The organism is Streptomyces sp. NBC_00299 (assembly GCF_036173045.1).
Lineage (GTDB): Bacteria > Actinomycetota > Actinomycetes > Streptomycetales > Streptomycetaceae > Streptomyces > Streptomyces machairae.
The window spans coordinates 6,045,922-6,070,487 of the sequence record NZ_CP108039.1; the positions used below are offsets into that span (position 1 = coordinate 6,045,922).

The 24,566-nt window shown below is 70.6% G+C and carries 21 protein-coding genes; 13 read left to right on the forward strand and 8 right to left on the reverse strand.

The annotated features are described in order from the left end of the window. Positions 1-86 precede the first annotated feature (86 nt). The 3 genes from OHT51_RS26910 to tesB all read left to right on the forward strand — a co-directional run bounded on the left by OHT51_RS26910 (position 87) and on the right by tesB (position 2,955). The gene (locus OHT51_RS26910) at positions 87-767 is read left to right on the forward strand and encodes a DedA family protein (RefSeq protein ID WP_328881485.1); all 681 of its coding nucleotides are present in this window, start codon (positions 87-89) and stop codon (positions 765-767) included. Between the two features lie 113 nt (positions 768-880). Beyond that, entirely contained in the window at positions 881-2,038 is a 1,158-nt protein-coding gene (locus OHT51_RS26915; protein WP_328881486.1) for an acyl-CoA dehydrogenase family protein, read from the forward strand. A gap of 50 nt (positions 2,039-2,088) precedes the next feature. Further along, a complete protein-coding gene (gene tesB / locus OHT51_RS26920) occupies positions 2,089-2,955 on the forward strand; it encodes an acyl-CoA thioesterase II (protein ID WP_328881487.1) in 867 nt (288 codons plus the stop codon). A 31-nt stretch (positions 2,956-2,986) separates the two neighbouring features. Here the strand turns inward: tesB and OHT51_RS26925 are convergent, their stop codons facing one another. The 3 genes from OHT51_RS26925 to OHT51_RS26935 form a co-directional block, all read right to left on the reverse strand. Then, a complete protein-coding gene (locus OHT51_RS26925) occupies positions 2,987-3,496 on the reverse strand; it encodes a GNAT family N-acetyltransferase (protein WP_328881488.1) in 510 nt (169 codons plus the stop codon). 17 nt (positions 3,497-3,513) lie between these two features. Next, a complete protein-coding gene (locus tag OHT51_RS26930) occupies positions 3,514-4,302 on the reverse strand; it encodes a phosphatase (protein ID WP_328881489.1) in 789 nt (262 codons plus the stop codon). Between the two features lie 73 nt (positions 4,303-4,375). Then, positions 4,376-6,118 carry a PucR family transcriptional regulator gene (locus tag OHT51_RS26935; RefSeq protein ID WP_328881490.1) on the reverse strand — a complete coding sequence of 581 codons (1,743 nt, stop codon included), beginning with the start codon at positions 6,116-6,118 and terminating at the stop codon, positions 4,376-4,378. A 144-nt stretch (positions 6,119-6,262) separates the two neighbouring features. Here OHT51_RS26935 and OHT51_RS26940 point away from each other — a divergent pair, with 144 nt between their 5' ends. The 3 genes from OHT51_RS26940 to OHT51_RS26950 are packed head-to-tail and all read left to right on the forward strand — an operon-like array spanning position 6,263 to position 10,440. Beyond that, positions 6,263-7,717: a sodium:solute symporter gene (locus OHT51_RS26940; protein ID WP_328881491.1), complete on the forward strand. Its 1,455-nt coding sequence runs from the start codon at positions 6,263-6,265 to the stop codon at positions 7,715-7,717. A 57-nt stretch (positions 7,718-7,774) separates the two neighbouring features. Beyond that, positions 7,775-8,755, forward strand: coding sequence for an agmatinase (gene speB / locus OHT51_RS26945; RefSeq protein ID WP_328881492.1), 981 nt, complete (start codon positions 7,775-7,777; stop codon positions 8,753-8,755). Next, positions 8,752-10,440 (forward strand): thiamine pyrophosphate-binding protein, encoded by a 1,689-nt coding sequence (locus tag OHT51_RS26950; protein ID WP_328881493.1) that lies wholly within the window; start codon positions 8,752-8,754, stop codon positions 10,438-10,440. Before speB ends, OHT51_RS26950 begins: the two co-directional genes overlap by 4 nt. On the opposite strand, the gene OHT51_RS26955 is transcribed toward OHT51_RS26950, so the two are convergent. The 3 genes from OHT51_RS26955 to OHT51_RS26965 all read right to left on the reverse strand — a co-directional run bounded on the left by OHT51_RS26955 (position 10,430) and on the right by OHT51_RS26965 (position 14,012). After that, complete coding sequence (locus OHT51_RS26955; protein WP_328881494.1) at positions 10,430-10,684, reverse strand: hypothetical protein; 255 nt, start codon at positions 10,682-10,684, stop codon at positions 10,430-10,432. The two genes, OHT51_RS26950 and OHT51_RS26955, sit on opposite strands and share 11 nt — an antisense overlap. 118 nt (positions 10,685-10,802) lie before the next feature. Continuing rightward, on the reverse strand, positions 10,803-11,603 hold the full coding sequence (locus OHT51_RS26960) for an endonuclease I family protein (protein ID WP_328881495.1): 801 nt from the start codon (positions 11,601-11,603) through the stop codon (positions 10,803-10,805). Between the two features lie 201 nt (positions 11,604-11,804). Next, positions 11,805-14,012 carry an ArnT family glycosyltransferase gene (locus tag OHT51_RS26965; protein WP_328881496.1) on the reverse strand — a complete coding sequence of 736 codons (2,208 nt, stop codon included), beginning with the start codon at positions 14,010-14,012 and terminating at the stop codon, positions 11,805-11,807. A 219-nt stretch (positions 14,013-14,231) separates the two neighbouring features. Between OHT51_RS26965 and OHT51_RS26970 the strand changes: the two genes are divergently transcribed. Then, entirely contained in the window at positions 14,232-14,744 is a 513-nt protein-coding gene (locus OHT51_RS26970; protein ID WP_328881497.1) for a hypothetical protein, read from the forward strand. Positions 14,745-14,774: 30 nt separating this feature from the next. On the opposite strand, the gene OHT51_RS26975 is transcribed toward OHT51_RS26970, so the two are convergent. Together OHT51_RS26975 and OHT51_RS26980 are read right to left on the reverse strand one after the other, a co-directional pair. Continuing rightward, positions 14,775-14,990, reverse strand: a complete 216-nt coding sequence (locus tag OHT51_RS26975; protein ID WP_328881498.1) for a DUF397 domain-containing protein — start codon at positions 14,988-14,990, stop codon at positions 14,775-14,777. Next, positions 14,983-15,780 carry a helix-turn-helix domain-containing protein gene (locus OHT51_RS26980; RefSeq protein ID WP_328881499.1) on the reverse strand — a complete coding sequence of 266 codons (798 nt, stop codon included), beginning with the start codon at positions 15,778-15,780 and terminating at the stop codon, positions 14,983-14,985. The genes OHT51_RS26975 and OHT51_RS26980 overlap by 8 nt, the downstream gene beginning before the upstream one ends. Before the next feature lie 365 nt (positions 15,781-16,145). Here OHT51_RS26980 and OHT51_RS26985 point away from each other — a divergent pair, with 365 nt between their 5' ends. The 6 genes from OHT51_RS26985 (at position 16,146) to OHT51_RS27010 (ending at position 24,547) form a co-directional block, all read left to right on the forward strand. After that, the gene (locus tag OHT51_RS26985; RefSeq protein ID WP_328881500.1) at positions 16,146-16,472 is read left to right on the forward strand and encodes a hypothetical protein; all 327 of its coding nucleotides are present in this window, start codon (positions 16,146-16,148) and stop codon (positions 16,470-16,472) included. A 234-nt stretch (positions 16,473-16,706) separates the two neighbouring features. Beyond that, a complete protein-coding gene (locus OHT51_RS26990) occupies positions 16,707-17,588 on the forward strand; it encodes a serine hydrolase (protein WP_443052565.1) in 882 nt (293 codons plus the stop codon). Between the two features lie 53 nt (positions 17,589-17,641). Next, a complete protein-coding gene (locus tag OHT51_RS26995; protein ID WP_328881501.1) occupies positions 17,642-18,673 on the forward strand; it encodes an esterase-like activity of phytase family protein in 1,032 nt (343 codons plus the stop codon). 91 nt (positions 18,674-18,764) lie between these two features. Then, positions 18,765-22,484, forward strand: a complete 3,720-nt coding sequence (locus OHT51_RS27000; RefSeq protein ID WP_328881502.1) for an ABC transporter ATP-binding protein — start codon at positions 18,765-18,767, stop codon at positions 22,482-22,484. Positions 22,485-22,587: 103 nt separating this feature from the next. Next, positions 22,588-22,977 (forward strand): hypothetical protein, encoded by a 390-nt coding sequence (locus tag OHT51_RS27005; RefSeq protein ID WP_328881503.1) that lies wholly within the window; start codon positions 22,588-22,590, stop codon positions 22,975-22,977. Between the two features lie 160 nt (positions 22,978-23,137). Further along, the gene (locus tag OHT51_RS27010; protein WP_328881504.1) at positions 23,138-24,547 is read left to right on the forward strand and encodes an aminopeptidase; all 1,410 of its coding nucleotides are present in this window, start codon (positions 23,138-23,140) and stop codon (positions 24,545-24,547) included. Positions 24,548-24,566 lie beyond the last annotated feature (19 nt).

Genomic DNA, 24,566 nt, shown 5'->3' on the forward strand with positions numbered 1-24,566 from the left:
CGCTCTCTTCTTGTGCGGGTTCCCACAGCCCGATCTGAGGCCCTCCTCATACCGCCTTTAGGTCAAGACTTCGTAAAGTGGCCCGCATGATCATTGCTGCTGCGTCCGAGGCGCCCGTCGGCGGAGTCGCCGGCTGGGCCGCCGACCTGATGGAGAAGCTGGGCGGCCCCGGCGCCGGACTGGCCATCGCCCTGGAGAACCTGTTCCCGCCGCTGCCGAGCGAGGTGATCCTGCCGCTGGCCGGGTTCACGGCGAGCCAGGGCCGGATGGACGTCGTCGGGGCCGTCGCCTGGACGACGGCCGGTTCGGTGGTCGGCGCACTGGCCCTGTACCTGCTGGGCGCGCTCCTCGGCCGGGACAGGCTGATCTCGGTGGCGGCGCGGCTGCCGCTGGTGAAGGTCGCGGACGTGGAGCGGACCGAGGCCTGGTTCCTCCGGCACGGCACCAAGGCCGTGTTCTTCGGCCGCTTCGTGCCGGTCTTCCGCAGCCTGATCTCGATACCGGCGGGAGTCGAGCGCATGCGGCTCCCGGTGTTCCTCGCCCTCACCACGGCCGGCAGCCTCATCTGGAACACCGCCTTCATCGCCGCCGGCTATGCCCTCGGCGCCCGCTGGCACGAGGTCACCGACCTGGTCGGCCTCTACTCCAAGGCGATCCTGGTGATCGTCGTCGTGGCGGCCCTGGCGTTCGTGGGCGTACGGCTGCTGCGGGCCGGGCGCGGGCAGCGGCGGCGTCCGGTCGGGTCGGGTTCGCAGAAGCGCCCCTAGGGCGGTCCTGGAGTGACGAGCGTTACGGACCTTGACCCCTGGACGCCTGTGGATACCCGCCGGTACGGTTGAGTGAGCAAGCGCTTAGACATGTACCGGTGGAGGTGGGCGGCGTGCGCCGTACGGTGTTCAACGAGGATCACGAGGCGTTCCGGGAGACCATCCGCGCCTTCATCGAGGCCGAGGTCGTCCCGGTCTACGACGAGTGGTTCGCGGCGGGCCAGGCGCCCCGCGACTTCTACTACAAGCTCGCCGAGCTCGGCGTCTTCGGCATCCGCGTCGACGAGGAGTTCGGCGGCGCCGGCATCGAGTCGTACAAGTTCGAAGCCGTGATGTACGAGGAGACCGCGCGCGCGGGCGTCCAGTTCGGCGGCTCCGGCGTGCACGTGCTGCTCGGCCTGCCGTACATCAAGATGCTCGCCTCCGACGAGCAGAAGAAGCGGTTCCTGCCGAAGTTCGTCTCCGGTGAGGAGATGTGGGCGCTGGCGATGACCGAGCCGGGCACCGGCTCCGACCTCGCGGGCATGAAGACCACCGCCAAGCTGAGCGAGGACGGCACGCACTACGTCCTCAACGGCGCCAAGACCTTCATCACCGGCGGCGTCCACGCCGACCGTGTGATCGTCTGCGCCCGCACCGACGCGCCCAGCGCCGAGGACCGCCGCCACGGCATCTCCCTGTTCGCCGTCGACACCAAGTCCGAGGGCTACTCCGTCGGCCGCAAGCTGGACAAGCTCGGCCTGAAGACCTCCGACACCGCCGAGTTGGCGTTCGTCGACGTGAAGGTCCCGGTCGAGGACCTGCTCGGCGAGGAGAACAAGGGCTTCTACTACCTCGGCCACAACCTGGCCTCCGAGCGCTGGGGCATCGCCTTCGGTGCCTACGCGCAGGCCAAGGCCGCCGTCCGGTTCGCCAAGGAGTACGTGCAGGACCGCACCGTCTTCGGCAAGTCCGTCGCGTCCTTCCAGAACACCAAGTTCGAGCTGGCGGCCTGCCAGGCCGAGGTCGACGCCGCCGAGGCGGTCGCCGACCGCGCGCTGGAGGCCCTGGACGCCGGCGAGCTGACCCCCGCCGAGGCCGCCTCCGCGAAGCTCTTCTGCACCGAGGTCGCGCACCGCGTGATCGACCGCTGCCTCCAGCTGCACGGCGGCTACGGCTTCATGAACGAGTACCCGATCGCCCGCCTGTACGCGGACAACCGCGTCAACCGGATCTACGGCGGCACCAGCGAGATCATGAAGTCGATCATCGCGAAGGACATGGGCCTGTAGGACACGGACTCGTAAGGTCCGCGCAATTACCTGCCAGTAGAAAAGGTGCCATGAACCAGGCACTACAGGGACTCCTCGATCTGCTCGACCTGGAGCAGATCGAGGAGGACATATTCCGCGGCCAGTCCCGGTCCGCCGTCGTCCCGCGCGTGTTCGGCGGACAGGTCGCGGCCCAGGCGCTCGTCGCCGCCGGGCGTACCGTCCCCGAGGACCGGCACGCGCACTCGCTCCACGCGTACTTCCTGCGCGCCGGGGACCCGGGCGCGCCCATCGTCTACAACGTCGACCGCATGCGCGACGGCCGCTCCTTCACCACCCGCCGGGTGGTCGCGGTGCAGCACGGCAAGCCGATCTTCGCCCTGTCGGCCTCCTTCCAGCTGTACGAGGAGGGGATGGACCACCAGGCCCCCATGCCCCCCTCGCCCGACCCGGCGACGCTGCCCACCTCGGAGGAGCGGCTGCGGGACTACGACCACCTCGATCCGGCGGTGGTGGAGAAGTTCCTGGAGGCACGCGAGGCGGTCGACCTGCGCTATGTCGACGAGCCGCCGTACGGCAGGTTCGGCGAGCCCCGCGAACCGCACTCCCAGGTGTGGTTCCGCACCAACGGCAAGCTGGCCGACGACCCCCTGCTGCACGTCGTACTCGCCACGTACGTCTCCGACATGACCCTCCTCGACTCCGTCCTGCTCGCGCACGGGCGGGGCGGCTGGGCGGTCGGTGACGTCGTCGGCGCCTCGCTGGACCACGCGATGTGGTTCCACCGCCCGTTCCGCGCGGACGAGTGGCTGCTGTACGACCAGGAGTCACCGTCGGCGCACGGCGGACGCGGCCTCGGGCAGGCCCGCATCTACACCCAGGACGGGCAGTTGGCGGTGTCGGTGATCCAGGAGGGCGTGGTCCGGATCCCGCGGTGACCCGCCCGCGCCCTGTCCGCAGGCCCTGACGTCAGGCCAGATCGACGCGAGGGTCGACGGCCCAGTGGTTGCTGTGCAGGACCCGGTCGGCGAACGTCACCTCGCGTTCGCCGTGCAACCGGAAGCCGAGCGAGCGGCAGATGCCGTTCGAGGCTCCGTTTCCCGTGGCCGGGAAGGCGTGCACGACACCCCAGCGGTCCTCGTCCCGTGCCTGTTCGAGCAGGGCCCGGACGGCGCGCTTTCCCAGCCCCCGGCCCTGGAACTGCGGCAGGACCATCCAGCCGATCTCGGAGACGGCCCCGTCGTCGGTGTCGTACGACCAGATGGTCACGCTCCCCGCCACCACGTCGGGCGTGTCCGGCTCCGGCACGATCATCTTGATCCAGGCGAGATCCGCCGCCGCCTCCCGGGCGTCCCGAAGGACCTTGTCCCGTATGCCCTCGCGCGGAAGGGGGCCGCCGAGGTCCCCCATCATCACGGGATCGCAGCGCAAACGGACGTAGGCGTCGACGTCGTCCGGCGTGACGTTGCGCAACAGCATCGGTCCCCCCGTCCGTTCTAGCCGAGCCCCGCCTCCGCCAGCAGGAACGCCGTCATCGGGTCGTAGTGACGCGGGCTCACCACATGGTCGTCCAGCGGTACCACCACCTGCACCGTCCCCTCCGCCTCCGCGAGGAACAGCGCCGGGTCGTTGCAGTCCGCGTAGCCCATGGAGTCCACCCCGTGCTGTCCGGCGTAGCCCGCCCAGCCGTGGTCGGCGACGACCAGGTCCGGCAGCGGACGGCCCTCGCGCTCAAGTCCCCTGAGGATGGCCTTCATCGGCTCCCCGGAGTGGGTGTGCCAGAGGGTGGCGCCGTGCTCCAGGACCGCGACGTCCGCGAACTGCATGACGTAACCCTCGTCGGTCTGGAGACCTTCCGGGATCACGACGATCTCGCAACCGGCCGTGCGCAGCGCGTCCGCCGTCGCGCGGTGGACGTCCAGCAGACCGCCCGGGTGGCCGGTCGCGAACAGGACCCGCTGGCCGCCGTCCGCCGCCTTGCGCAGCCGGGCCGCCATCCGCTCCAGCGCGGCCACCGTCAGCTCGGGGTCGATGGTGTCCTGGCCGTGGCGGTGCTCCGCGTCGTCGTTCACGCCGACGCGCTCCGCCATCACCGCGAGCACGTCCTGCTCGTCGGTCCAGCGGTCGCCGAGCTCCAGGCCGAGCCAGTAGTGGCGGTCGCCGTTCGCCAGCTTGCGGTAGTGGGAGAGGTTGTTCTCGCGGGGCGTGGCGACGTCGCCCGCGATACGGGTTCTGACGAGGTGGTCGACGAGCTCGGCGCGGCTGGGTGTCCCGGGTATCGGCATGGTTCCCATTGTGAGGCAGACAACTGCGGGAACGGCCGAGTCCGGGGCGCGTGCGACGCGGGTCACTTGCGGATCATGGCTCGATCCGGCGCAGGGCGAACCACAGTTCCATCCGTACGTCCGGGTCGTCCAGGTCCGTCTCCAGCAGCGCCGAGCACCGGGCGATCCGCTGCCGGACGGTGTTGCGGTGGACGGACAGGGCGACGGCCGTACGGTCCCAGCTGCCGTGCAGGGAGAGCCAGGTGCGCAGGGTCTCCGTGAGCGGGGCGGTGAGCGGCGCGAGGAGGTCGCGGGCGTGGGCCTGAGCCTCGTCCGGGGCGAGCAGGTCGGCGAGGGCCGGGCGCTGGGTGCCGTGCCGGAACAGGGGCGTACGGGTGGCCCTCGCCCTGGACAGGGCCCGCGCCGCCTGAGTGTCCGCCGCCGGCCAGTCCGGCGCGGTCGCCGGGGCGCTGACGCCCAGGGTCCAGCCCGGCTGCGGGGCCGGCTCGCGGTCCGCCGGGGCGAGGACGCGTACGACGTCCGGCGCCAGGTCGACCAGCGGGGAGCCCAGCGCCGCGCCCAGCGCGGAGGCGGCCACGGGGTCGCAGGGCTGGGTGTCGGGACTGCCGTGGACCACCAGCCAGTGCTCGGCACCCAGCAGCGGGGCCACCGCCTCCGGCTCGGCCCCCAGCAGCATCCGCACGAGCGCCGACGACCGTGCCGCTCCCGAACCGCTCTGGTGCTCGCCGGTGAGAAGGGAGAGGAGCACGGCGGCGACGGAGGCGATGGTGTGATCGCCCGAGTCCCGGCGCGCGGCGGCGACACCGAGGACGAAGCCCTGTCCGCTGCCGAGGGCGTAGGCGGAGAGGTGGGTGCCGGCGATGGTGTCGGAGGCGGAGGAAGGGGTGGCGGGCGCCCCGGCGCCCGGGCGCGGGGCTTCGACGCGGGCGGTCTGCCCTGCGACGCCGCGACTGCCTGCCCGCGCGGCACCCGGGGCGCCGGTCGGCCGGGTGGTCTGGGCGCCGGTGGTGGCGCGCGCGGGGTGCGAGCCGGTGGCCGGTCGGGTGGTTTGCGGGCCGCCGGTTGGTCGGGCGGGGTCCGGGCCGGTGGCCGTGGACGTGGGCTGCGGGTACGTCGGCGTGTGGGGGCCGGACGGCTGCCGTGCGGGCTCGCCGCCCGCCGTCGGCACCACCGGCCGTACCACGCCCGCCAGCTCCGCCAACGCCGCCCGCACCGCGGCCCCCGGCACCGACCGCCCTGCCTCCCCGATCACCGCCCCCTCCGGCCCGTACAGCACCGCCCAGCCGCCCACCCGCTGGGCCAGCTGTCGCAGGACCGCGGGTACCGGGTCCGGGCGGGACGCCGCTGCCGCGAGGCTCTGCTGGGCCTCCGTCACGCGGCGCAGTTCGGTGTGGCGGGCCTGGGCCATGAGTTGCCAGACCGCGCGGGCCACGCCGGAGAAGGTGGTCTGCGGCGGGACCTCCAGGAGCGGGAGGCCGTAGGCGTCGCACGCCGCCACCAGGGCGCGCGGCACCGTGTCGTGCACCGGGGCGAGCCCGAAGCCGAGGGCCGCGCCGCCCGCCGCGACGATCCGCGACACGTAGTCGTCGAAGTACGTGCCCGAACCCGCCGCCTCCGGGACGTGGACACCGGCCGTCAGCAGCAGCTCGCCGCCCAGGAGGTAGGGAAAGGGATCGGCCATTTCCGAGGTGTGCGCCCAGTGGATCACCGTGTCCGCGTCGGCGGGTCCGGCGATCCGGCGCAGGGCCAGATCCTCTCTGGCCAGCAGAGCGGAGAGCGGTACCGGGGGAGTGGGCGGAACGGCCGGCTCCGGCATGTGGATGTTTCCTTCAGTCGCACAACCGCAGATGGATGAAACGTACACTTCGCAGTCGCTTTCCGGCCACCTAGTGTCGACCCCTGTCACCCGCCGGCGACTTCGAGTGTCCGAATTTCGAGTGTCCGATTGAGGGAGGTCCCTGTGGCCGTCGACTACGCAGTCATCGTCGTCTATCTGGCCGGCATGCTGGCCATGGGCTGGTGGGGCATGCGCCGCGCCAAGTCCAAGAGCGAGTTCCTGGTCGCCGGGCGCCGGCTCGGGCCGACGATGTACTCCGGCACCATGGCCGCGATCGTCCTCGGCGGCGCGTCCACCATCGGCGGTGTGGGGCTCGGCTACCAGTACGGCCTCTCCGGCGCCTGGATGGTGTTCACCATCGGCCTCGGCCTCCTCGCCCTCTCCGTCTTCTTCTCGGCCCGCATCGCCCGCCTGAAGGTCTACACCGTCTCCGAGATGCTCGACCTGCGCTACGGCGGCCGGGCCGGCGTCATCTCCGGCGTCGTCATGTGGGCGTACACCCTCATGCTCGCCGTCACGTCGACCATCGCGTACGCCACGATCTTCGACGTCCTCTTCGACATGAACCGCACCGTCGCGATCATCCTGGGCGGCTCGATCGTCGTCGCCTACTCGACGCTCGGCGGCATGTGGTCGATCACGCTCACCGACATGGTGCAGTTCGTGGTGAAGACCGTCGGCGTGCTCCTGCTGCTCCTGCCCATCGCCGTCGTCAAGGCCGGCGGGTTCAGCGAGATGAAGGCCCAGCTGCCCACCGAGTACTTCGACCCGCTCGGCATCGGCGGCGAGACGATCTTCACCTACGTCCTGATCTACACCTTCGGCATGCTGATCGGTCAGGACATCTGGCAGCGCGTGTTCACCGCCCGCAGCGACACGACCGCCAAGTGGGGCGGCACCGTCGCGGGCACCTACTGTCTCGCCTACGCCCTCGCCGGCGCCGTCATCGGTACGGCGGCCAAGGTGCTCTACCCCAAGCTCGGCAGCCCGGACGACGCCTTCGCGACCATCGTCAAGGACGAACTCCCGGTCGGCGTACGCGGGTTGGTGCTGGCCGCCGCCCTCGCCGCCGTGATGTCCACGTCCTCCGGCGCGCTCATCGCCTGCGCCACCGTCGCCAACAACGACATCTGGTCACGCCTGCGGGGGAGAATCACGACCGGTGAGCGCGACGAGGTGCAGGGCAACCGCGCCTTCATCCTCATCATGGGCCTCGCCGTGATCGGTACGGCCATCGCGCTCAACAACGTCGTCGAGGCGCTGACGGTGGCGTACAACCTGCTCGTCGGCGGACTCCTCGTCCCGATCCTCGGCGGACTGCTGTGGAAGAGGGGCACGGCGCAGGGCGCGCTCGCCGCCGTCACGGTCGGCGGTCTCGCCGTCATCACCCTGATGGCGACCTACGGCATTCTCGCCAACGAGCCCGTCTACTACGGCCTGCTGTCTTCCCTCGCCGCGTACATCGCCGTCTCCTTGATGACGAAGCCGACCGACGCGGCCGTACTCGCCGCCTGGCGTGAGCGCCTTGCCGGGCGGGCTCCCGAACTCGCGTCCGAACCGGTGCCGGCTCACCAGTAGAGTCATAGGCAGATATCACTCATACGCGATGAAGCGTAGGAAAGAAGGCATTTCACTATGACTGGCAACGAGACGCCCCGCGGCCCCGTCGACTCCTCCCGCATCCCGCGGTACGCCGGACCCGCGACCTTCGCCCGGCTCCCGCGCCTCGACGAGGTCGGCCGCGCCGACGTCGCCGTGGTCGGTGTGCCGTTCGACTCGGGCGTCTCGTACCGGCCGGGCGCCCGCTTCGGCGGCAACGCGATCCGCGAGGCGTCCCGGCTGCTGCGCCCGTACAACCCGGCGCAGGACGCCTCCCCCTTCGCCCTCGCACAGGTCGCGGACGGCGGCGACATCGCCGTGAACCCGTTCAACATCAACGAGGCCGTGGAGACCGTCGAGGCGGCCGCCGACGACCTGCTCGGCACCGGCGCCCGCCTGATGACCCTGGGCGGCGACCACACCATCGCGCTGCCGCTGCTGCGCTCGGTCGCCAAGAAGCACGGCCCGGTCGCCCTGCTCCACTTCGACGCCCACCTCGACACCTGGGACACGTACTTCGGTGCGGAGTACACCCACGGCACCCCGTTCCGGCGGGCGGTGGAGGAGGGCATCCTCGACACCGAGGCCCTCTCCCACGTCGGCATCCGCGGCCCGCTGTACGGCAAGCAGGACCTCACGGACGACGAGAAGATGGGCTTCGGCATCGTCACCTCGGCGGACGTCTACCGCCGCGGCGCCGACGAGGTGGCCGACCAGCTGCGCCAGCGCATCGGCGACCGCCCCCTCTACATCTCCATCGACATCGACTGCCTCGACCCGGCCCACGCGCCCGGCACCGGCACCCCCGAGGCCGGCGGCATGACCTCGCGCGAGCTGCTGGAGATCCTGCGGGGCCTGGCGTCCTGCAACCTGGTCTCGGCGGATGTCGTCGAGGTGGCGCCCGCGTACGATCACGCCGAGATCACGTCGGTGGCCGCGTCCCACACGGCGTACGAACTCACCACGATCATGTCCCGCCAGATCGCGGCGGCCCGGAAGGACTCGGAAGCGAAGTGACTCACGACCACGACCTGGTACTCCGCCCGACTCAGGCGCAGATCGACGCTGCCCTGAATCCACCCGCCGGGCGCAACGGCGGGGACCTGGTCGTGGAGACGCTGGCCGGGCTCGGCGCGACGACCGTCTTCGGGCTGCCCGGCCAGCACGCGCTGGGCATGTTCGACGCGTTGCGCCGTTCCGACCTGCGGTACATCGGGCTGCGGGTGGAGAACAACGCCGGGTTCGCGGCGGACGCGTACGGCCGGATCACCGGCGAGGCGGCCCCGCTGCTGCTGTCGACGGGCCCGGGGGCGCTGACCTCGCTGGCCGCGCTGCAGGAGGCGGCCGCGGCGTCGGCGCCCGTGCTGGCGATCAGCAGCCAGATCCCGACGGCGGGGCTGGGCGGCGGCAGGCACGGCTATCTGCATGAACTCCCCGACCAGGCGGCCTCGTTCAGGGGCGTGGTGAAGTCGGTCCACACGGTCCGCACCCAGTCCCAGATCCCCTCCGCGCTCGAAGCTGCCTGGAAGTCGGCGCTGACGGCCCCGCACGGCCCGGTGTGGGTGGAGATCCCGCAGGACGTGCTGCTCGCCGAGACGTCGGTCCCGGTGGTGACCGGCGGCGACGCCTTCCCCGAGGAGCTGCCGCCCCGCCCCGAACTGACGGCGGTGGCCGCCCACCTGCTCTCGCACGCCGAGCGCCCGGCGATCATCGCGGGCGGGGGAGTGGTACGGGCGGACGCCTCGGGCAAGCTGAGGCAGCTGGCGGAGACGCTCCAGGCGCCGGTCGTCGCGACCCCCGGCGGCAAGGGCGCGTTCCCCTGGACGCACCCGCTGTCCCTCCAGTCCTGGATCGAGGACCGGCACACGACGGACTTCCTTGAGGACGCCGACGTACTCCTGGTCGTCGGCTCGGGCCTCGGCGAACTCTCCTCGAACTACCACACGTTCAAGCCGCGGGGCCGGGTCATCCAGATCGAGGCGGACCTCGGCAAGCTGGAGTCGAACCACCCGGCACTGGGCATCCACGCGGACGCGCGGCTCGCGTTGCAGGCGCTGCTGGAGACGGTGACGGAGCGTACCGACCCCACCGCGTCCGAGCGGGTACGAGCCGTCCTCGCGAAGGTCGCCGACCGCATCGCCGCCCAGGAACTCACCCTGGAGCAGGACGTGCTGGCGTCCGTCCGCAAGGCGCTCCCCGCCGACTCGCCCTCCTTCTGGGACATGACGATCCTGGCCTACTGGGCCTGGTCGGCCTTCGACGCCAAGGGCCCCAACCACATGCACACCGCCCAGGGCGCCGGCGGCCTCGGCTACGGGTTCCCGGCGGCGCTCGGCGCCGCCGCCGCGGACCCGACCCGCCCGGTGCTCGCGGTCTCCGGCGACGGCGGGGCCCTGTACTCGATCGCCGAGCTGGCCACGGCCAGGCAGTACGACCTGCCGGTCACCTGGCTGATCGTCGACGACGGCGGCTACGGCATCCTGCGCGAGTACATGACGGACGCCTTCGGCGAGGCCACGGCGACGGAGCTGACCCGCCCCGACTACGTGGCCCTGGCCGAGTCCTTCGGCGTCCCCGGGGTCCGTACGACCCCGGAGACACTGGAGGCGGATCTGGCGAAGGCGCTTCAGACTCCTGGCCCGTCGGTGGTCGTACTCCCGGCGGTCCTGCGGATGTTCGCGCCCACGCACCTCACGGCGTGAGGACAGGCGCGGCCTCCTGATCGTCCGCGTCGTAGACGTGGGCGCGGTTGTGGCAGGCGTCGTCCACGGCGGGGCCGGTCAGCGGCAGGGCCCATGGGACGAGCGCGAGTGCCTCCTTGCAGAGGCCGGCACCGGAGTGGCCGGCGATGGTGATGCGGCCCCGGTCGCCGTCGTCGGCGTGGGCCGGGGCGGCGAGTACGAGGGCTGCCATGGTGAGCGCGGCGAGCGCGCTGATCTTCTTCATGGCCGGGTCAACGGCGGCAGATACGCGCAGGTCACTACGCTGCACAGGTGGTAGCCGAACGCGCCAGGGCCGACGGGGCCCTGGCGCGTCCGCGGCTGCTGAAACAGGGCCGGGTGGCCTACCAGATCGCCTCGACCCACTCCGGGTGGTCGATGAACGGGTTGCGGTTGCCCTGGTAGCTGTCGTAGATGACCTCGTTGCGGCGCTCCTCGAAGGCGTTCGGCGGGTCCTCGTCGTTCCACTGCTTCAGGACCGAGAGGCGGCCGTGGTACGGGACGCTGCCGTTGATCGAGTCGTTGGCCTCCAGGTCGGGCCAGCTGTCGTCGCCCTCGTAGCGGACCGCGATGTAGAGGATCATGCGGGCCACGTCGCCCTTGACGGCGTCGCGCGGCTCGAAGGAGTTGGAGTCGGTGAGGCTGCCGCCGGAGTTGGTGAAGCTGCTGCCGCCGTGGTCGAAGTCCTTGTTGCCGCGGATGCTGTTGACCTGCACGTCCTCGGGGCGCAGGTGGTGCAGGTCGGTGCCGGGGCCGGCGGAGGTGCCGAAGTCGCCGTGGGACTGGGCCCACACGTGCTCGCGGTTCCAGTTGCCGGTGTTGCCGCCGTTGAGGGACTTGCTGCGGGAGATGCCGCTGTAGAGCAGGATCACGTTGTTGCTGTTGTTCGGGTCCTGGTCGGTGACCTTCAGGGCGTCCCAGACGGCCGAGTACGAGAGCCTGGTCTGGTCGCCGATGATCTCGTGGAGCGAGTCCTTCAGGGCCGTGCCGGTCTTGCCGATCGCGTCGGCGTAGTACGTGTCGTCGTACTCCGTGGTCGTCGCGGCGGCCGGAGCCGCGGTGAGCGCCGGGGCGGTGAGGCCGACCAGGACGGCGGCCGTGGTCAGCGCGACCGACTTCCAGCTGCGTATGCGTGTCGCCAGCATGTGGGGGTCCCATCTACGCGGGTTGAATGGAGGCGGCAAACGGGAGAGTGACATGGACATGTGGTCGTGTCGAGGGTTTGCACGTGTCCATTGGGTGACGGGAAGCGGCAAAACGGGGCTTGTCCGTGCGAGTTGACACGACGGAACGGCCCCTGGAATTCGCCGTAAGCCGGGAGCCGTTCCGTGTGCAGCGGGGTGGGGTCAGCTGACGTCCGACGGGTCCAGACGGTAGATCGACGACTGCGTGGACGTACTGCTGTCGTCCGAATCGGAGTCTGAGGTCGAGCTCTTGCTGTACTCGCTCTCCTTCACCGCCGTCCCGTTCTTCTGCACCCACTGAGTGACCTCGGAGCTGACGTCGCTGCCGCCGCCGGGGCCGCCGCCCATGCCGCCGCCACCGAGCTGGATGTAGTGCAACTCGCCCTTCTTCACCAGCTCCTTGAGCCTGGCCACGGTCATCGCCTTGTCGCTGCCGGACCAGCCCCACATGGAGATGACGGGCTCACCGCTGCTGACGATCAGCTGGGCCGCGCTCTGCGAACTCGACACGGCCAGCAGCCACTTGGCGCCGTCCTGGTGCTTCTTGAGGTAGCTGATGAGCTCGCTGCTCGCGTCGCCGCCCATACCGCCGCCACCGCCTGTACCGCCGGGGCGGCCGCCCGTGCCGCCGGAGCCACCCGGTGGCGTACCGCCCATCTCGGCGTTGCCGCCGGAGGCCTGGCCGCCCTGTCCGCCGGGCAGTTGGCCGCCCCCGCCGCCCGGCATCTCGCCGTTCTGGCCCTGCTGCCCGCTGGCCTGGCCGTTCTGGCCCTGTTGCGCGCCCCGGGGCCCACCGGTCCCACCGCCCGGGAAGCCACCCCGGCCGCCGCCCCCACCGGGCCCGCCGCCGAAGCCGCTCCCCGTCGAGGGGCCGGCCGTCGGGTTCGTACCGCCCATGCCGCCGCCCGAGCCGGACGGCACCGACCAGGCGTACGCCGCCGGGCCCGCCACGGCTGCGACGACCGCCGCCACCACGGATGCCGCCAGCAGCCGTACCCGTGTCCCGGACGCGGACCGGAAGACGAGCAGTCCCAGGATCGCCAGCGTCATGACGACGGCGATCGCCGGCCACAGCCAGGTGTTCCAGCCGGAGGCCCGCCGCAGGAGTACGACCGCCCAGACGGCCGTGACGGCCAGTCCCGCCGGCAGCACCCACGCCCACCGCTTGTCGGTGCGGAACGCGCGCAGCAGCATCACGCCGCCGCCTGAGCACAGGGCCGCGATGCCGGGGGCGAGCGCGGTCGTGTAGTACGGGTGCATCGTGCCCTCGGCCATGGCGAAGGTCAGGTAGTGCAGGGCAGTCCAGCCGCCCCACAGCAGCAGCGCGGCCCGGGTGAGGTCGGTGCGCGGGGCGCGGCCGCACAGGACGAGGCCGCCGACGCACGCGATTGCGGCGAAGGGGATGAGCCAGGAGATCTGGCCGCCGAGGATGTCGTTGAAGAGGCGGCCGAGCCCTGCGGTACCGGAGAAGCCGCCGCCCCCGCCTCCGCCCCCTCCTCCATTGCCCTCGCCGCCGAGGATCCGGCCCAGGCCGTTGTAGCCCGTGATCAGGTCCCAGGCCGAGCCGTCCGTCGAACCGCCGATGTAGGGGCGGTCGTCGGCCGGGACGAGGGACACCGCCGCCGCCCACCAGAAGCTGGAGACGGCGAGAGCGACGCCCGCGACGAGGAGGTTGACGACACGCTTCACGAGCTTCGGCCTCGCCGCGTACAGGTACACCGCGAAGACGGCGGGCAGCGCGATGTACCCCTGGAGCATCTTCGTGTTGAACGCGAGCCCGAAGCACACCGCGGAGCCCACCAGCGGCAGCAGCCTGCCGTTGTGGACGGCCCGCAGGGCGAGCGCCGCGCCGCCGGCCATCAGGAACACCAGCAGCGTGTCTGGGTTGTTGTCACGGTTGATGGCGACCGTGATCGGCGTCAGGGCCAGGACGAGCGCGGCCACCGTCGCGGCGCCGTGGCCCCACACCCGCTTCACCGAGGCGTGCACGATCCAGATCGTCGCCAGCGCGACCAGGACCATCGGCAGCATCATCTGCCAGGTGCCGTAGCCGAACACGCGGCACGACAGGCCCATGACCATCAGGGCGAACGGCGGCTTGTCGACGGTGAGAAAGTTGCCCGCGTCCAGCGAGCCGAAGAACCACGCCTTCCAGCTCTGCGTGCCGCTCAGCACGGCCGCGCTGTAGAAGCTGTTGAGGCTGGAGCCGGACAGGTTCCAGGAGTACAGCACCGCCGCCAGGATCAGGATCGCGATCAGCGCGGGGAGTGACCAGCGCGGTGCCTTGCCCGGGGGCGCCGCGGGCGGGGCCGGGGGCGGCACGTCGGGGGTCACGGTCGTGTGGGGGTGGGGATCGGTGGCTGATGTCACCCGCGCATCGTGTACGGCGGGGGTGGGTGCGGGCTGTGCCGGACCTGGGGCATGCCTGTGGATCGCAACCCGGCAGCGGCCGGCGCAGTACTACGCTGAACGCCACGCCACCACCGGGAAGCAGCACAAGTCCCGCTCTTGATAAGTGAATTGGAGGCATTGATGCACGCTGCGGTATCTGCGTCGGCCCGAAGACGTGGCTTTGGCTGTGCGGTGGGAGTGGCAGGGCTGCTCGCCGCGGTGGGATGCTCGGCGGACGCGACCGGCAGTGGTTCCGGAGACGGTCACGGAGGGGGCAAGGCCACTCAGAAGCCGAGCGCGTGCTCGCTGCTGAAGCCCGATGACGTCCGATCGGCTTTCGGCGGTGTCGGGGACCCCTTCAACAGCACCCGGCCCGATGCCATCGACGGACAGCGCCCGTGGGGGTGCACATGGGGCAACCAGACCTCCTACGCGAGCGTTACGGAGACCGACGCGGAGCGCTATCGCGCCGACATCAAGGCGCCTGGCGGGGACGTGATTCCCCAGAACATCGGGGAGGGAGACTCCTTCGCGGTCTACCCGGCCGCCGATGACGAGCCGATGCGGTTCGCTTTCACCGTTGGGTCGGCCTACTACCGGCTGACCGTGGTTCCGGCACGCGACGGGGACTACCCAAGATTCCAGCAGAGCGACATCGGTACCGACTTGCTCCGGCTGCTGATTCCGGCCATGGAAAGCGCTCTGAGCTGACGCCCGGCGCAGGTCGCGGTCGCGATCGGCTCAGGGCCGTGATTCCTTGACAGCCGTGACGAACGCCGACCAGTTGGCGGCGGAGAAGACCAGCGCGGGGCCGTGCGGGACCTTGGAGTCGCGGACGGGGACGCCTGAGGGGTGGTTGTCGAGGACTTCGAGGCAGCTGCCGGCGTTGTTGTCGCTGTGCGACGACTTGCGCCAGCCGCTCAGCGTGGCAGCGTTCTGGACGGTGCGCTCAGTCATGGTGCTCGTACTCCTTCGCAGTGGCCGCCAGCAGGGCCAGTGAGTCCTTCAGCGGCATGGCGTCGCTCAGGGCCAGAGAGTAGAGATGCTGCCACTTCTGCACCATGGGCGGGGAATCGTGCAGGCGCCCCATGTACCCGCCCTCGGTGTATGCCAGCGGCGGTTGGTCCTCGAACCACATCAGCGTGAGCATGCTGTGGGCCAGCGGATGATGGCCCACGTCAAACGGCAGTACATGCACGCGGATACGTCCAGCCTCCGCAAGGTGGACGACGTGCATGATCTGCTCCGCCATGACATCCCCGGTGGCCACGGGGCGTCGCAACACCGTCTCGTCCAACAGCGCCCACATTGCGGGCGTCAGAGGATCTTCGAGAATCTTCCCGCGCTCAAGGCGTGTGACAACGCGCCTGTCACATTCCTCTTCACTCACCGGAGGGAAAATCGACCCCAAAACGGCACGCGCGTACCTTTTCGTCTGGAGGATGCCCGGGAAGTACGCCAGAGCGAACTCGCGGATCACTACTGCCTGTTGTTCGAGGACGCGCACCTTATCGAAGTACTCGGCGATCGACTCCTCGTCGTCCTGCGGCAGAAAGCTGCTCAGCACATCCCCCGTGCCCAGAGCCACGTCGAGCCGCCGAGCATCCTCCCTCGAAGGAACCCGCCGTCCCGCCTCGATATGCGCGATGTGCGAACGCGTCATGAACGCCCGGTCGGCCAGCTCCTCCTGCGTCAGCCCCGCCGCCTCGCGCTGCTGCCTGAGCCAGTCACCGTACGTTTTGCCCATGGCCAACCCCCTTGTGACAGGCGCCTTGTCACACGCAACCCTCTGGCGAGGCTAGCCCGATCCGTCTCAGTCTGTGAGTTGATCGCTACAGAACGCGATACCCCCGCGACCGTCCGACCGGTCCGGGGGCGTGGTCATCAACAAACGCTAGGAGCCGACGACATGAGTCACCGTATCGCCCAACTCTGCGCGCCGCTGCTACGTCTTCTGCGCCGCCCGGCCCGGAAGGCGAGCCATGCTGTTCGCCGCCGGCCGCCCGTCCACCAGGCCGGTGTCCACACAGCGACGGCGCCGCCTCTGGTCGCCGTGCCCGGGATCGGCATCGGGTCCTGCGGCATGATCCCGGCGCGGACGGAGGTCACACGATGAAGGAGGACATGCGCAGCGCCAACCCCGCGACAGGTGTACGCCTGCTCCCCTGGACCGGGGAAGGCGGCAAACCGTGCTATCTCGACACCGGCGGAACCGGCCCTGTCTCGCGGGTGGCGGATGCAGTCGAGAGCGTTCAGCTCGGTATGGCCGGCGAGCTCCTTGAGCACGTGGCCGACATGCTCGACGACCGCCGGGTGACACCGGCACAGCTCCGCTTCCTGCTGGCCCGCATGAGCGAGGCGCTGACCGATGTCCGTCGGATCGCGGAGAGCCGGGGTGCGCGTGTTCCCGTCCTCGCCTGTGGCGACTCCGACCAGTGATCAGACATGCGTAGTGGTCCCGAACACACGCCGCGGCTGAGCCGTGTCGTGCCGATCGCGGCCCATCGGCTCGTGGACGAAAGCCGCAGCAGATCCAGCTGCCGGTCTGCGCTTTCGGCGCACGGACAGGACGGACGGGGCGGATAGTACGGAAAGTACGGACAGGGGCGGACGGTGCGCCGTCGCGGTCATCGTGCGTACAACCTTTCACACGTGCTCGTTGGTCAGAAGGACATGACCCACGGGACAGCGAGCAAGAAGACAAGGCGCGTCTCCGGACGCGCGAGAGCGGGCGTCGCGGCAGGTGTGGGCGTCGGCGTCGTCATGGCGTCCATAGCCGTCGCCACCCCCGCCGTCGCGGCGCCTTCGCCCACCGTCAGCTGTACGTCCGCCAAGGCCGGCCTAGCCGCCAAGTTGACGCAGGACATCACCGCCGCCCTGGCCAACCGCAAGGGCACCATCGCGGTCGGCCTCTACGACCGTTCCACCAACACCACCTGCGCCCTGCGGGCGTCCAGCGCCTATGACTCCGCCAGCGTCGTCAAGGTCACCGTGCTGGCCGCGCTGCTGTGGGACGCGAAGAAGCACAACCGGTACCTCACCGCTCGTGAGACGTCCCTCGCCAAGGCCATGATCACCAAGTCGGACAACGCCGCGACCAGCACGCTCTGGAAGCAGCTCGGCCTGACGAAGATCAAGGGCTTCCTCTCGGCCGCCGGTATGACCCAGACCAAGCCCGGCGCGAACGGCTACTGGGGCCTGACCCAGATCACCGTCACCGACGAGCAGAAGCTGCTGAAGCACATCACGGCCAAGAACGCGGTGCTCAGCGACAACTCCCGTGCCTACATCCTGCAGTTGATGGGCCAGGTCGTCTCCTCGCAGCGCTGGGGCACACCGTACGGAGTGCCGTCCGGCGTCACGGTGGCGGTCAAGAACGGCTGGCTGCAACGCGCCACCCAGGGCTGGCGGGTGCACAGCGTCGGCGCCTTCAAGGGGCGCGGCCACGACTACGTGATCACGGTGCTCACCCATGGCAACAGCACCATGAACTACGGCATCACGACCATTCAGGGCGTCGCCAAGGTCATCCACAAGGACCTGGCCGCGAGCTGAGCCTTCACGAGACGGCCCACCTCGCGTCACCCACCCGTCCTACGGTGACCCCCATGCGCCTGAGAACCGTACTCGCGACCGCCACCGCGGGCCTGGCGGCGGCCACCTGCCTCACCGCCGCCGGCCCCGCGAACGCCCACGCCACCTCGCCGGGCCGCCACGCCTGCTCGCCCTCCGTCTCCATCGACCGCTTCTCCGACGCGCTCGACAAGACGACGTACGAGGGCACCTTCGTCGGTAACTTCTCCGCGCTCGCCGTGGACGGCGACGGCTCCCTCGCGGCCCTCTCCGACCGCTCCTCCCTCTTCAGCCTGAACGGCAGGACGCTCGCGCCGAGGAAGGCCGTCCCGCTCGCCGACGAGAGCGGTGCCGCCCTCGACTCCGAGGGCCTCGTCATCGACCGGGACGGCACCCGGCTGATCTCCTCGGAGACCGAGCCGTCCATCCGCCGCTACTCCCGCGACGGCCGGATCCTCGACCGCCTCCCCGTGCCGGCCGCGCTGAAGGTCGCCCCGGCCGGCCGCGCCGTCTCCAACGGCACCTTCGAGGGCCTGACCCTCCTGCCCGGCGGCCGCACCCTGCTCGCGTCGATGGAGTACGCCCTGACCGGCGACAGCGCCGACATCGTCCGCTTCCAGACCTGGAACCGGACCAAGGGCGGCTCCTTCGAGCTCGGCCGCCAGTACGCCTACCGCGCCGACACCGGCCTCGGCGTCCCCGAGGTCCAGGCGACCCCCGACGGCCGCCTCCTCGTCCTGGAGCGCGGCTTCACCGCAGGCGTCGGGAACACGGTCCGGCTCTCCCTGGCCGACCCGCGCCGCGCGACGGACACCAGCGGCGTCGAGAAGCTCACGGGCCAGGACGGTGTCCGCCTGATCAAGAAGACGCTCCTCGCCGACCTCGTGAACTGCCCGTCACTGGGAGCGACCGCCAAGCAGCCCCAGCCGAACCCGCTCCTCGACAACATCGAGGGCATGGCGATCACGGGGTACTCGAAGGGGCGCCTGAAGGTGCTGCTGGTCAGCGACGACAACCAGAACGCCGTACAGACGACCCGGTTCTATTACCTGCGCGTACGTATCTGAGCACGCCCCCGGCTTTGTTGCGGCGGGATGAAATCGAAGCTCGTCGGCGTTGGTGTCTTCCGGTAGATCAGGACGGACGGAGGGCACCGGCGTGGCAGTGCAACGGGGATGGGCACGACGGCTGTGGGGCTATGCCTGGCGCTATCGCAAGGACGTGATCCTCGCCCTCGGCTCCTCCCTCGTCGGAATGGCCGTCATGGCGGTCGTCCCGCTGATCACGAAGGTGATCATCGATGACGTCATCGGCGACCACACCCGCGGCATGGCCGTCTGGGCCGGCCTGCTCATAGCCGCCGCCTTCGTCGTCTACGTCCTCACCTACATCCGCCGCTACTACGGCGGCCGCCTCGCCCTCGACGTCCAGCACGATCTGCGCACGGACATGTTCGGGACGATCACCCGGCTCGACGGGCGGCGGCAGGACGAGCTGTCCACCGGGCAGGTCGTCGGGCGGGCCACCAGCGACCTCCAGCTGATCCAGGGCCTGCTCTTCATGCTCCCGATGACCATCGGGAACTTCGCGCTCTTCCTGATCTCCCTGATCATCATGGCGTGGCTGTCGCTGCCGCTCACCCTGGTCGCCCTCGCCGTCGCCCCGGCCCTGTGGTGGATCGCCAAGCGCAGCCGGACCAAGCTGCACCCCTCCACCTGGTACGCCCAGGCGCAGGCCGCCGCCGTCGCCGGCGTGGTCGACGGGGCCGTCAGCGGCGTACGCGTGGTGAAGGGCTTCGGGCAGGAGGAGCAGGAGACCGGGAAGCTCAGGGAGGTCAGCCGGCGGCTCTTCGCGGGGCGGCTGCGCACCGTCCGCTTCAACTCCAAGTACACCCCGGCCCTGCAGGCCGTCCCCGCTCTCGGGCAGGTCGCGATGCTCGCGGTCGGCGGCTGGCTGGCGGTGCGCGGGCACATCACGCTGGGCACGTTCGTGGCGTTCTCCACCTACCTCGCCCAGCTGGTCGGCCCAGTCCGGATGCTCGCCATGGTCCTCACGGTCGGGCAGCAGGCCCGCGCCGGCACCGAGCGCGTGCTGGAGCTGATCGACACCGAGCCGTCGATCAAGGACGGCACCAAGACGCTGCCCGCCGACGCCCCCGCGACCGTCGAGTTCGACGACGTGTCGTTCGGCTACGACGACGAGCGGCCGGTGCTGGACGGGCTCTCCTTCGAGATCCAGCCAGGCGAGACCCTGGCCGTCGTCGGCTCCTCCGGCTCCGGCAAGTCCACCGTCTCCCTCCTCCTCCCGCGCTTCTACGACGTCACACGCGGCGCCGTCCTCATCGGCGGCCACGACGTCCGCGAGCTGACCTCCGACTCGCTGCGGGCCGCGATCGGCCTGGTCCCCGAGGACTCCTTCCTCTTCTCGGACACCGTCCGCAACAACATCGCCTACGGCCGTCCCGACGCGACCGACGAGCAGATCGAGGCCGCCGCACGCGCCGCCCAGGCGGACCGCTTCATCGCCGAGCTGCCCGACGGCTACGAGACCACGGTCGGCGAGCACGGCCTCACCCTCTCCGGCGGCCAGCGCCAGCGCGTCGCGCTCGCCCGCGCGATCCTCACCGACCCGCGGCTCCTCGTCCTCGACGACGCGACCTCCGCGGTGGACGCCCGCGTCGAGCACGAGATCCACGAGGCGCTGGGGCACGTCATGGAGGGCCGCACCACCCTCCTCATCGCGCACCGCCGCTCCACCCTCGGCCTCGCCGACCGCATCGCCGTCCTCGACGCCGGCCGCCTCGCCGACATCGGCACCCACGAGGAACTCCAGGAACGCTCCGCCCTCTATCGGCGTCTCCTCACCGACCCCGACGAACTCGGCGGCGTCTCACCCGGCCACGCCCAGCCCGCCTGCCCGCAGGAGGACACCTCCGTACGCGACGAGCTGGACGCCGAGTTCGACGCCGAGCGCGGCGTGACCCCGAGGCTGTGGACCGGCGACCGCGAGCGGCGGGACCCGGCGCTCACGGAATCCCCGGCCACACCCGAACTCCTCGCCCAGGTGGAGGCGCTGCCCCCGGCCGTCGACCGACCCGACATCGACGAGGCCGACGCGGTCCGGCCGGAGGAGTCGTACGGCCTGAAACGGCTGCTGCGCGGCTTCGCGCTGCCCCTGCTGATCAGCCTCGGCCTCGTCGCCATGGACGCCGGCATGGGACTGCTGCTCCCCGTCCTGATCCGGCACGGCATCGACTCGGGCGTCACGCAGGTCGCCCTCGGCGCGGTCTGGGCGGCATCCCTGCTCGCCCTGCTCACCGTGACCGTCCAGTGGGTGGCGCAGATCGGCGAGACGCGGATGACCGGACGCACCGGCGAGCGCGTCCTGTACTCGCTGCGGCTGAAGATCTTCGCCCAGCTCCAGCGGCTCGGACTCGACTACTACGAGCGCGAGCTGACCGGCCGGATCATGACCCGGATGACGACGGACGTCGACGCGCTGTCGACCTTCCTCCAGACGGGCCTGGTCACCGCGTTCGTCTCCGTGGTCACCTTCTTCGGCATCATGGTCGCCCTGCTGGTGATCGACCTCGAGCTCGCCCTTGTCGTCTTCGCGACGCTGCCGCCGCTGATCGTCGCGACGTACTACTTCCGCCGGGCCAGCGTGAAGGCCTACGAGCTCGCCCGTGAGCGGGTGTCCGTGGTGAACGCCGACCTCCAGGAGTCGGTGTCCGGGCTGCGGATCGTGCAGGCCTTCCGGCGCGAGCGGGACGGCGGCGCACGGTTCGCCGAGCGCAGCGACAGCTACCGCAGGGCCCGTATCCGCGGGCAGTTCCTGATCTCGATCTACTTCCCCTTCGTGCAGTTCCTGTCGTCGGGGGCCGTGGCGGCGGTGCTGATCGTGGGCGGCGGCCGGATCGGCGACGCGACGCTGACGACCGGCGCGCTGGTGGCGTATCTGCTCTACATCGACCTGTTCTTCGCCCCCGTCCAGCAGCTCTCCCAGGTCTTCGACGGCTACCAGCAGGCCACGGTCTCGCTCGGCCGCATCCAGGAGCTGCTGCGGGAGCCGACCTCGACGAAGGCTGCCGCCGAGCCGCTGGAGGTGCTGTCGCTGCGGGGCGAGGTCGCCTTCGAGGACGTGCACTTCAAGTACGGCGACGACGAGGCGGCGCTGAGCGACGTCGCCCTGCGGATTCCGGCCGGGCAGACGGTCGCGTTCGTCGGTGAGACCGGCGCGGGCAAGTCGACGCTCGTGAAGCTGGTGGCGCGGTTCTACGACCCGACCGGCGGCCGTGTCACGGTCGACGGCACGGACCTGCGCTCCCTGGACATCACGTCGTACCGCCACCGGCTCGGGGTCGTCCCGCAGGAGGCGTATCTCTTCCAGGGCACCGTCCGCGACGCCATCGCCTACGGCCGCCCCGACGCGACGGACGCCGAGGTCGAGGCCGCGGCCCGCGCTGTCGGCGCCCACGAGATGATCGCCACCCTCGACGGCGGCTACCTCCACGAGGTCGCCGAGCGCGGCCGCAACCTCTCCGCCGGGCAGCGCCAGCTGATCGCACTCGCCCGCGCCGAGCTGGTCGACCCCGACATCCTGCTCCTCGACGAGGCGACGGCAGCGCTGGACCTGGCCACGGAGGCCCAGGTCAACCACGCCACGGACCGCCTTGCGGGCCGCCGTACCACCCTCGTCGTCGCGCACCGCCTGACCACGGCGGCCCGCGCGGACCGGGTCGTGGTGATGGACCACGGGCGGGTCGCGGAGGACGGTACGCACGAGGAGCTGCTGGCGCGCGGCGGGCAGTATGCGGAGCTGTGGCGGACCTTCATCGGGGCGGCGGAGCCGGAGGAGCCGGTGGGGGCGGCCCGGTAGGTGCCGCGCGGCGGGCGGCTGTGACGGCCGTGCAACCATCCGGCATACGCCGTGCGTCCGTACACCAGTACGCTCATCGCCGGTGTACGGGGAGGACAACCAAGTGGACAGAGGTGCGATACGCCGACGACTGGCCGTCGGCCTGGCGTTGCTGACCGCGTCCGGACTGCTCGCGGTCGCGGTGCCGGCGGAGGCTCAAGCCGCCGCCTCGCGCTGTGAGGGACGCAAGGTCAGGACGTACCCGTTCGCCACCGGCACCCTGTACGTCTACAAGCGGGGCGGCCACATCTGCGCGATCACCGTGCCCAAGGACCCCGGGCGCAGGCAGAAGATGATGGTCAGCGTGCAGGCGTACCGGGCCAGGGCGGTCGTCGACGAGGGCCAGTACAGCCGCCGGGCCGGCCCGGTCACCGTCCACGCCGGGCACCGCTGCGTGTGGGTGAAGGGGAAGGTGGGGCGGGGGTCGGTGAGCAAAGGCTGGATTCTGTGCTGACCGGTTGGGCCGCCGCCGCCCTCCGCGCGCCACGCCGGCCGCTCCTCTCTGTCTGAACGCCTCCATCTGCCCTGCTTCCCCTGATGTCTCCATCTCCCCTGTTGTCCCGGTGAGTTGACCGATAGCTTGCGCCGGACATCTGTTTCCCAGGGGAGGGTGCATGGCGCGCAAGACCCTCAGATGGCTGCTGGCGCTCGCGCTTTTCATAGGCGCGCTCGGCACGGCTTCGACAGGGGCGGCCACCGCCGCCGAGCCGGACATCAAGCAACGTCTGCTGTCCGTACCGGGCATGAGCCTCATCGAGGAGAAGCCGTACCCCGGTTACCGCTTCTTCGTCCTCGCGTACACCCAGCCCGTCGACCACCGCAACCCGTCCGCGGGCACCTTCCAGCAGCGCCTCACCGTGCTGCACCGGAACGTCTCCCGCCCGACCGTCTTCTACACCAGCGGCTACGAGGTCTCCACGACACCGAGCCGCCGCGAGCCGACGCAGATCGTCGACGGCAACCAGGTCTCCATGGAGTACCGCTTCTTCACACCGTCCCGGCCCGAAGCGGCCGACTGGACCAAGCTGGACATCCGGCAGGCGGCGGCCGACCAGCACCGTATCTTCGCGGCGCTGAAGCCGATCTACGACAAGAAGTGGCTCTCCACCGGCGTTTCGAAGGGCGGCATGACCGCCACGTACTACGAGCGCTTCCACCCCCGTGACATGGACGGCGTGGTCGCCTACGTCGCCCCCAACGACGTCGTGGACAACGAGGACTCGGCGTACGACCGCCACTTCGCCCACGTCGGCACCAAGGCATGCCGGGACCGGCTGAACGGGGTGCAGCGGGAGGCACTGGTGCGCCGGGAGCCGCTGAAGGAACGGTACGCGGCGTACGCGGCCGAGAACGGCTACACCTTCGACACGCTCGGCAGCCTGGACAAGGCGTACGAGGCGGTCGTCCTGGACTACGTCTGGGGCTTCTGGCAGTACAGCCGGCTCTCCGACTGCGACACGATCCCGGCGGACGCGGCGCACGCCACCGACGAGGCGATCTGGAACTCCATCGACAAGGTCGGGGGTTTCTCCTTCTACACGGACCAGGGCCTGGAGCCGTACACGCCGTACTACTACCAGGCGGCTACGCAGTTGGGCGCACCGGCGATCGGGTTCCCGCACATAGAGCGCAAGTTGATCCGCTACGGCTACCTCCCGCCACGCGAATTCGTCCCACGCGAGATCCCGACGCGATTCCAGCCAAGGGCCATGCGCGACGTGGACACCTGGGTCCGCCACAACGCCCAGCACATGATCTTCGTCTACGGCGAGAACGACCCCTGGGGCGCGGAACGCTTCCGAGTCGACAAGGGCGCGCGTGACGCCCACGTCTTCACGGCACCGGGAGCCAACCACGGGGCGCTCGTGGCAGGCCTCGTGCCCACCGAGCGCGAGTTGGCCACGGCCCGCATCCTGAAGTGGGCGGGCGTCGCGTCACCAACGACCCAGCCGAGGCCGTTGGCGGCGTACGACGCGAAGCTCGACGCACGGGGCGTGGAACGGGGGTTCGCGCTGCGTCCGTGACATCCGTCGGCCGGTGACC

Excerpts from the sequence above, each read along its gene's own strand:
- OHT51_RS26910 (WP_328881485.1), top strand. The coding sequence starts at position 87 with ATGATCATTGCTGCTGCGTCCGAGGCGCCCGTCGGCGGAGTCGCCGGC.
- tesB (WP_328881487.1), top strand. The coding sequence starts at position 2,089 with ATGAACCAGGCACTACAGGGACTCCTCGATCTGCTCGACCTGGAGCAG.
- OHT51_RS26925 (WP_328881488.1), bottom strand. The coding sequence starts at position 3,496 with ATGCTGTTGCGCAACGTCACGCCGGACGACGTCGACGCCTACGTCCGT.
- OHT51_RS26930 (WP_328881489.1), bottom strand. The coding sequence starts at position 4,302 with ATGCCGATACCCGGGACACCCAGCCGCGCCGAGCTCGTCGACCACCTC.
- OHT51_RS26935 (WP_328881490.1), bottom strand. The coding sequence starts at position 6,118 with ATGCCGGAGCCGGCCGTTCCGCCCACTCCCCCGGTACCGCTCTCCGCT.
- speB (WP_328881492.1), top strand. The coding sequence starts at position 7,775 with ATGACTGGCAACGAGACGCCCCGCGGCCCCGTCGACTCCTCCCGCATC.
- OHT51_RS26955 (WP_328881494.1), bottom strand. The coding sequence starts at position 10,684 with ATGAAGAAGATCAGCGCGCTCGCCGCGCTCACCATGGCAGCCCTCGTA.
- OHT51_RS26960 (WP_328881495.1), bottom strand. The coding sequence starts at position 11,603 with ATGCTGGCGACACGCATACGCAGCTGGAAGTCGGTCGCGCTGACCACG.
- OHT51_RS26975 (WP_328881498.1), bottom strand. The coding sequence starts at position 14,990 with ATGACTGAGCGCACCGTCCAGAACGCTGCCACGCTGAGCGGCTGGCGC.
- OHT51_RS26980 (WP_328881499.1), bottom strand. The coding sequence starts at position 15,780 with ATGGGCAAAACGTACGGTGACTGGCTCAGGCAGCAGCGCGAGGCGGCG.
- OHT51_RS26985 (WP_328881500.1), top strand. The coding sequence starts at position 16,146 with ATGAAGGAGGACATGCGCAGCGCCAACCCCGCGACAGGTGTACGCCTG.
- OHT51_RS26990 (WP_443052565.1), top strand. The coding sequence starts at position 16,707 with ATGACCCACGGGACAGCGAGCAAGAAGACAAGGCGCGTCTCCGGACGC.
- OHT51_RS26995 (WP_328881501.1), top strand. The coding sequence starts at position 17,642 with ATGCGCCTGAGAACCGTACTCGCGACCGCCACCGCGGGCCTGGCGGCG.
- OHT51_RS27010 (WP_328881504.1), top strand. The coding sequence starts at position 23,138 with ATGGCGCGCAAGACCCTCAGATGGCTGCTGGCGCTCGCGCTTTTCATA.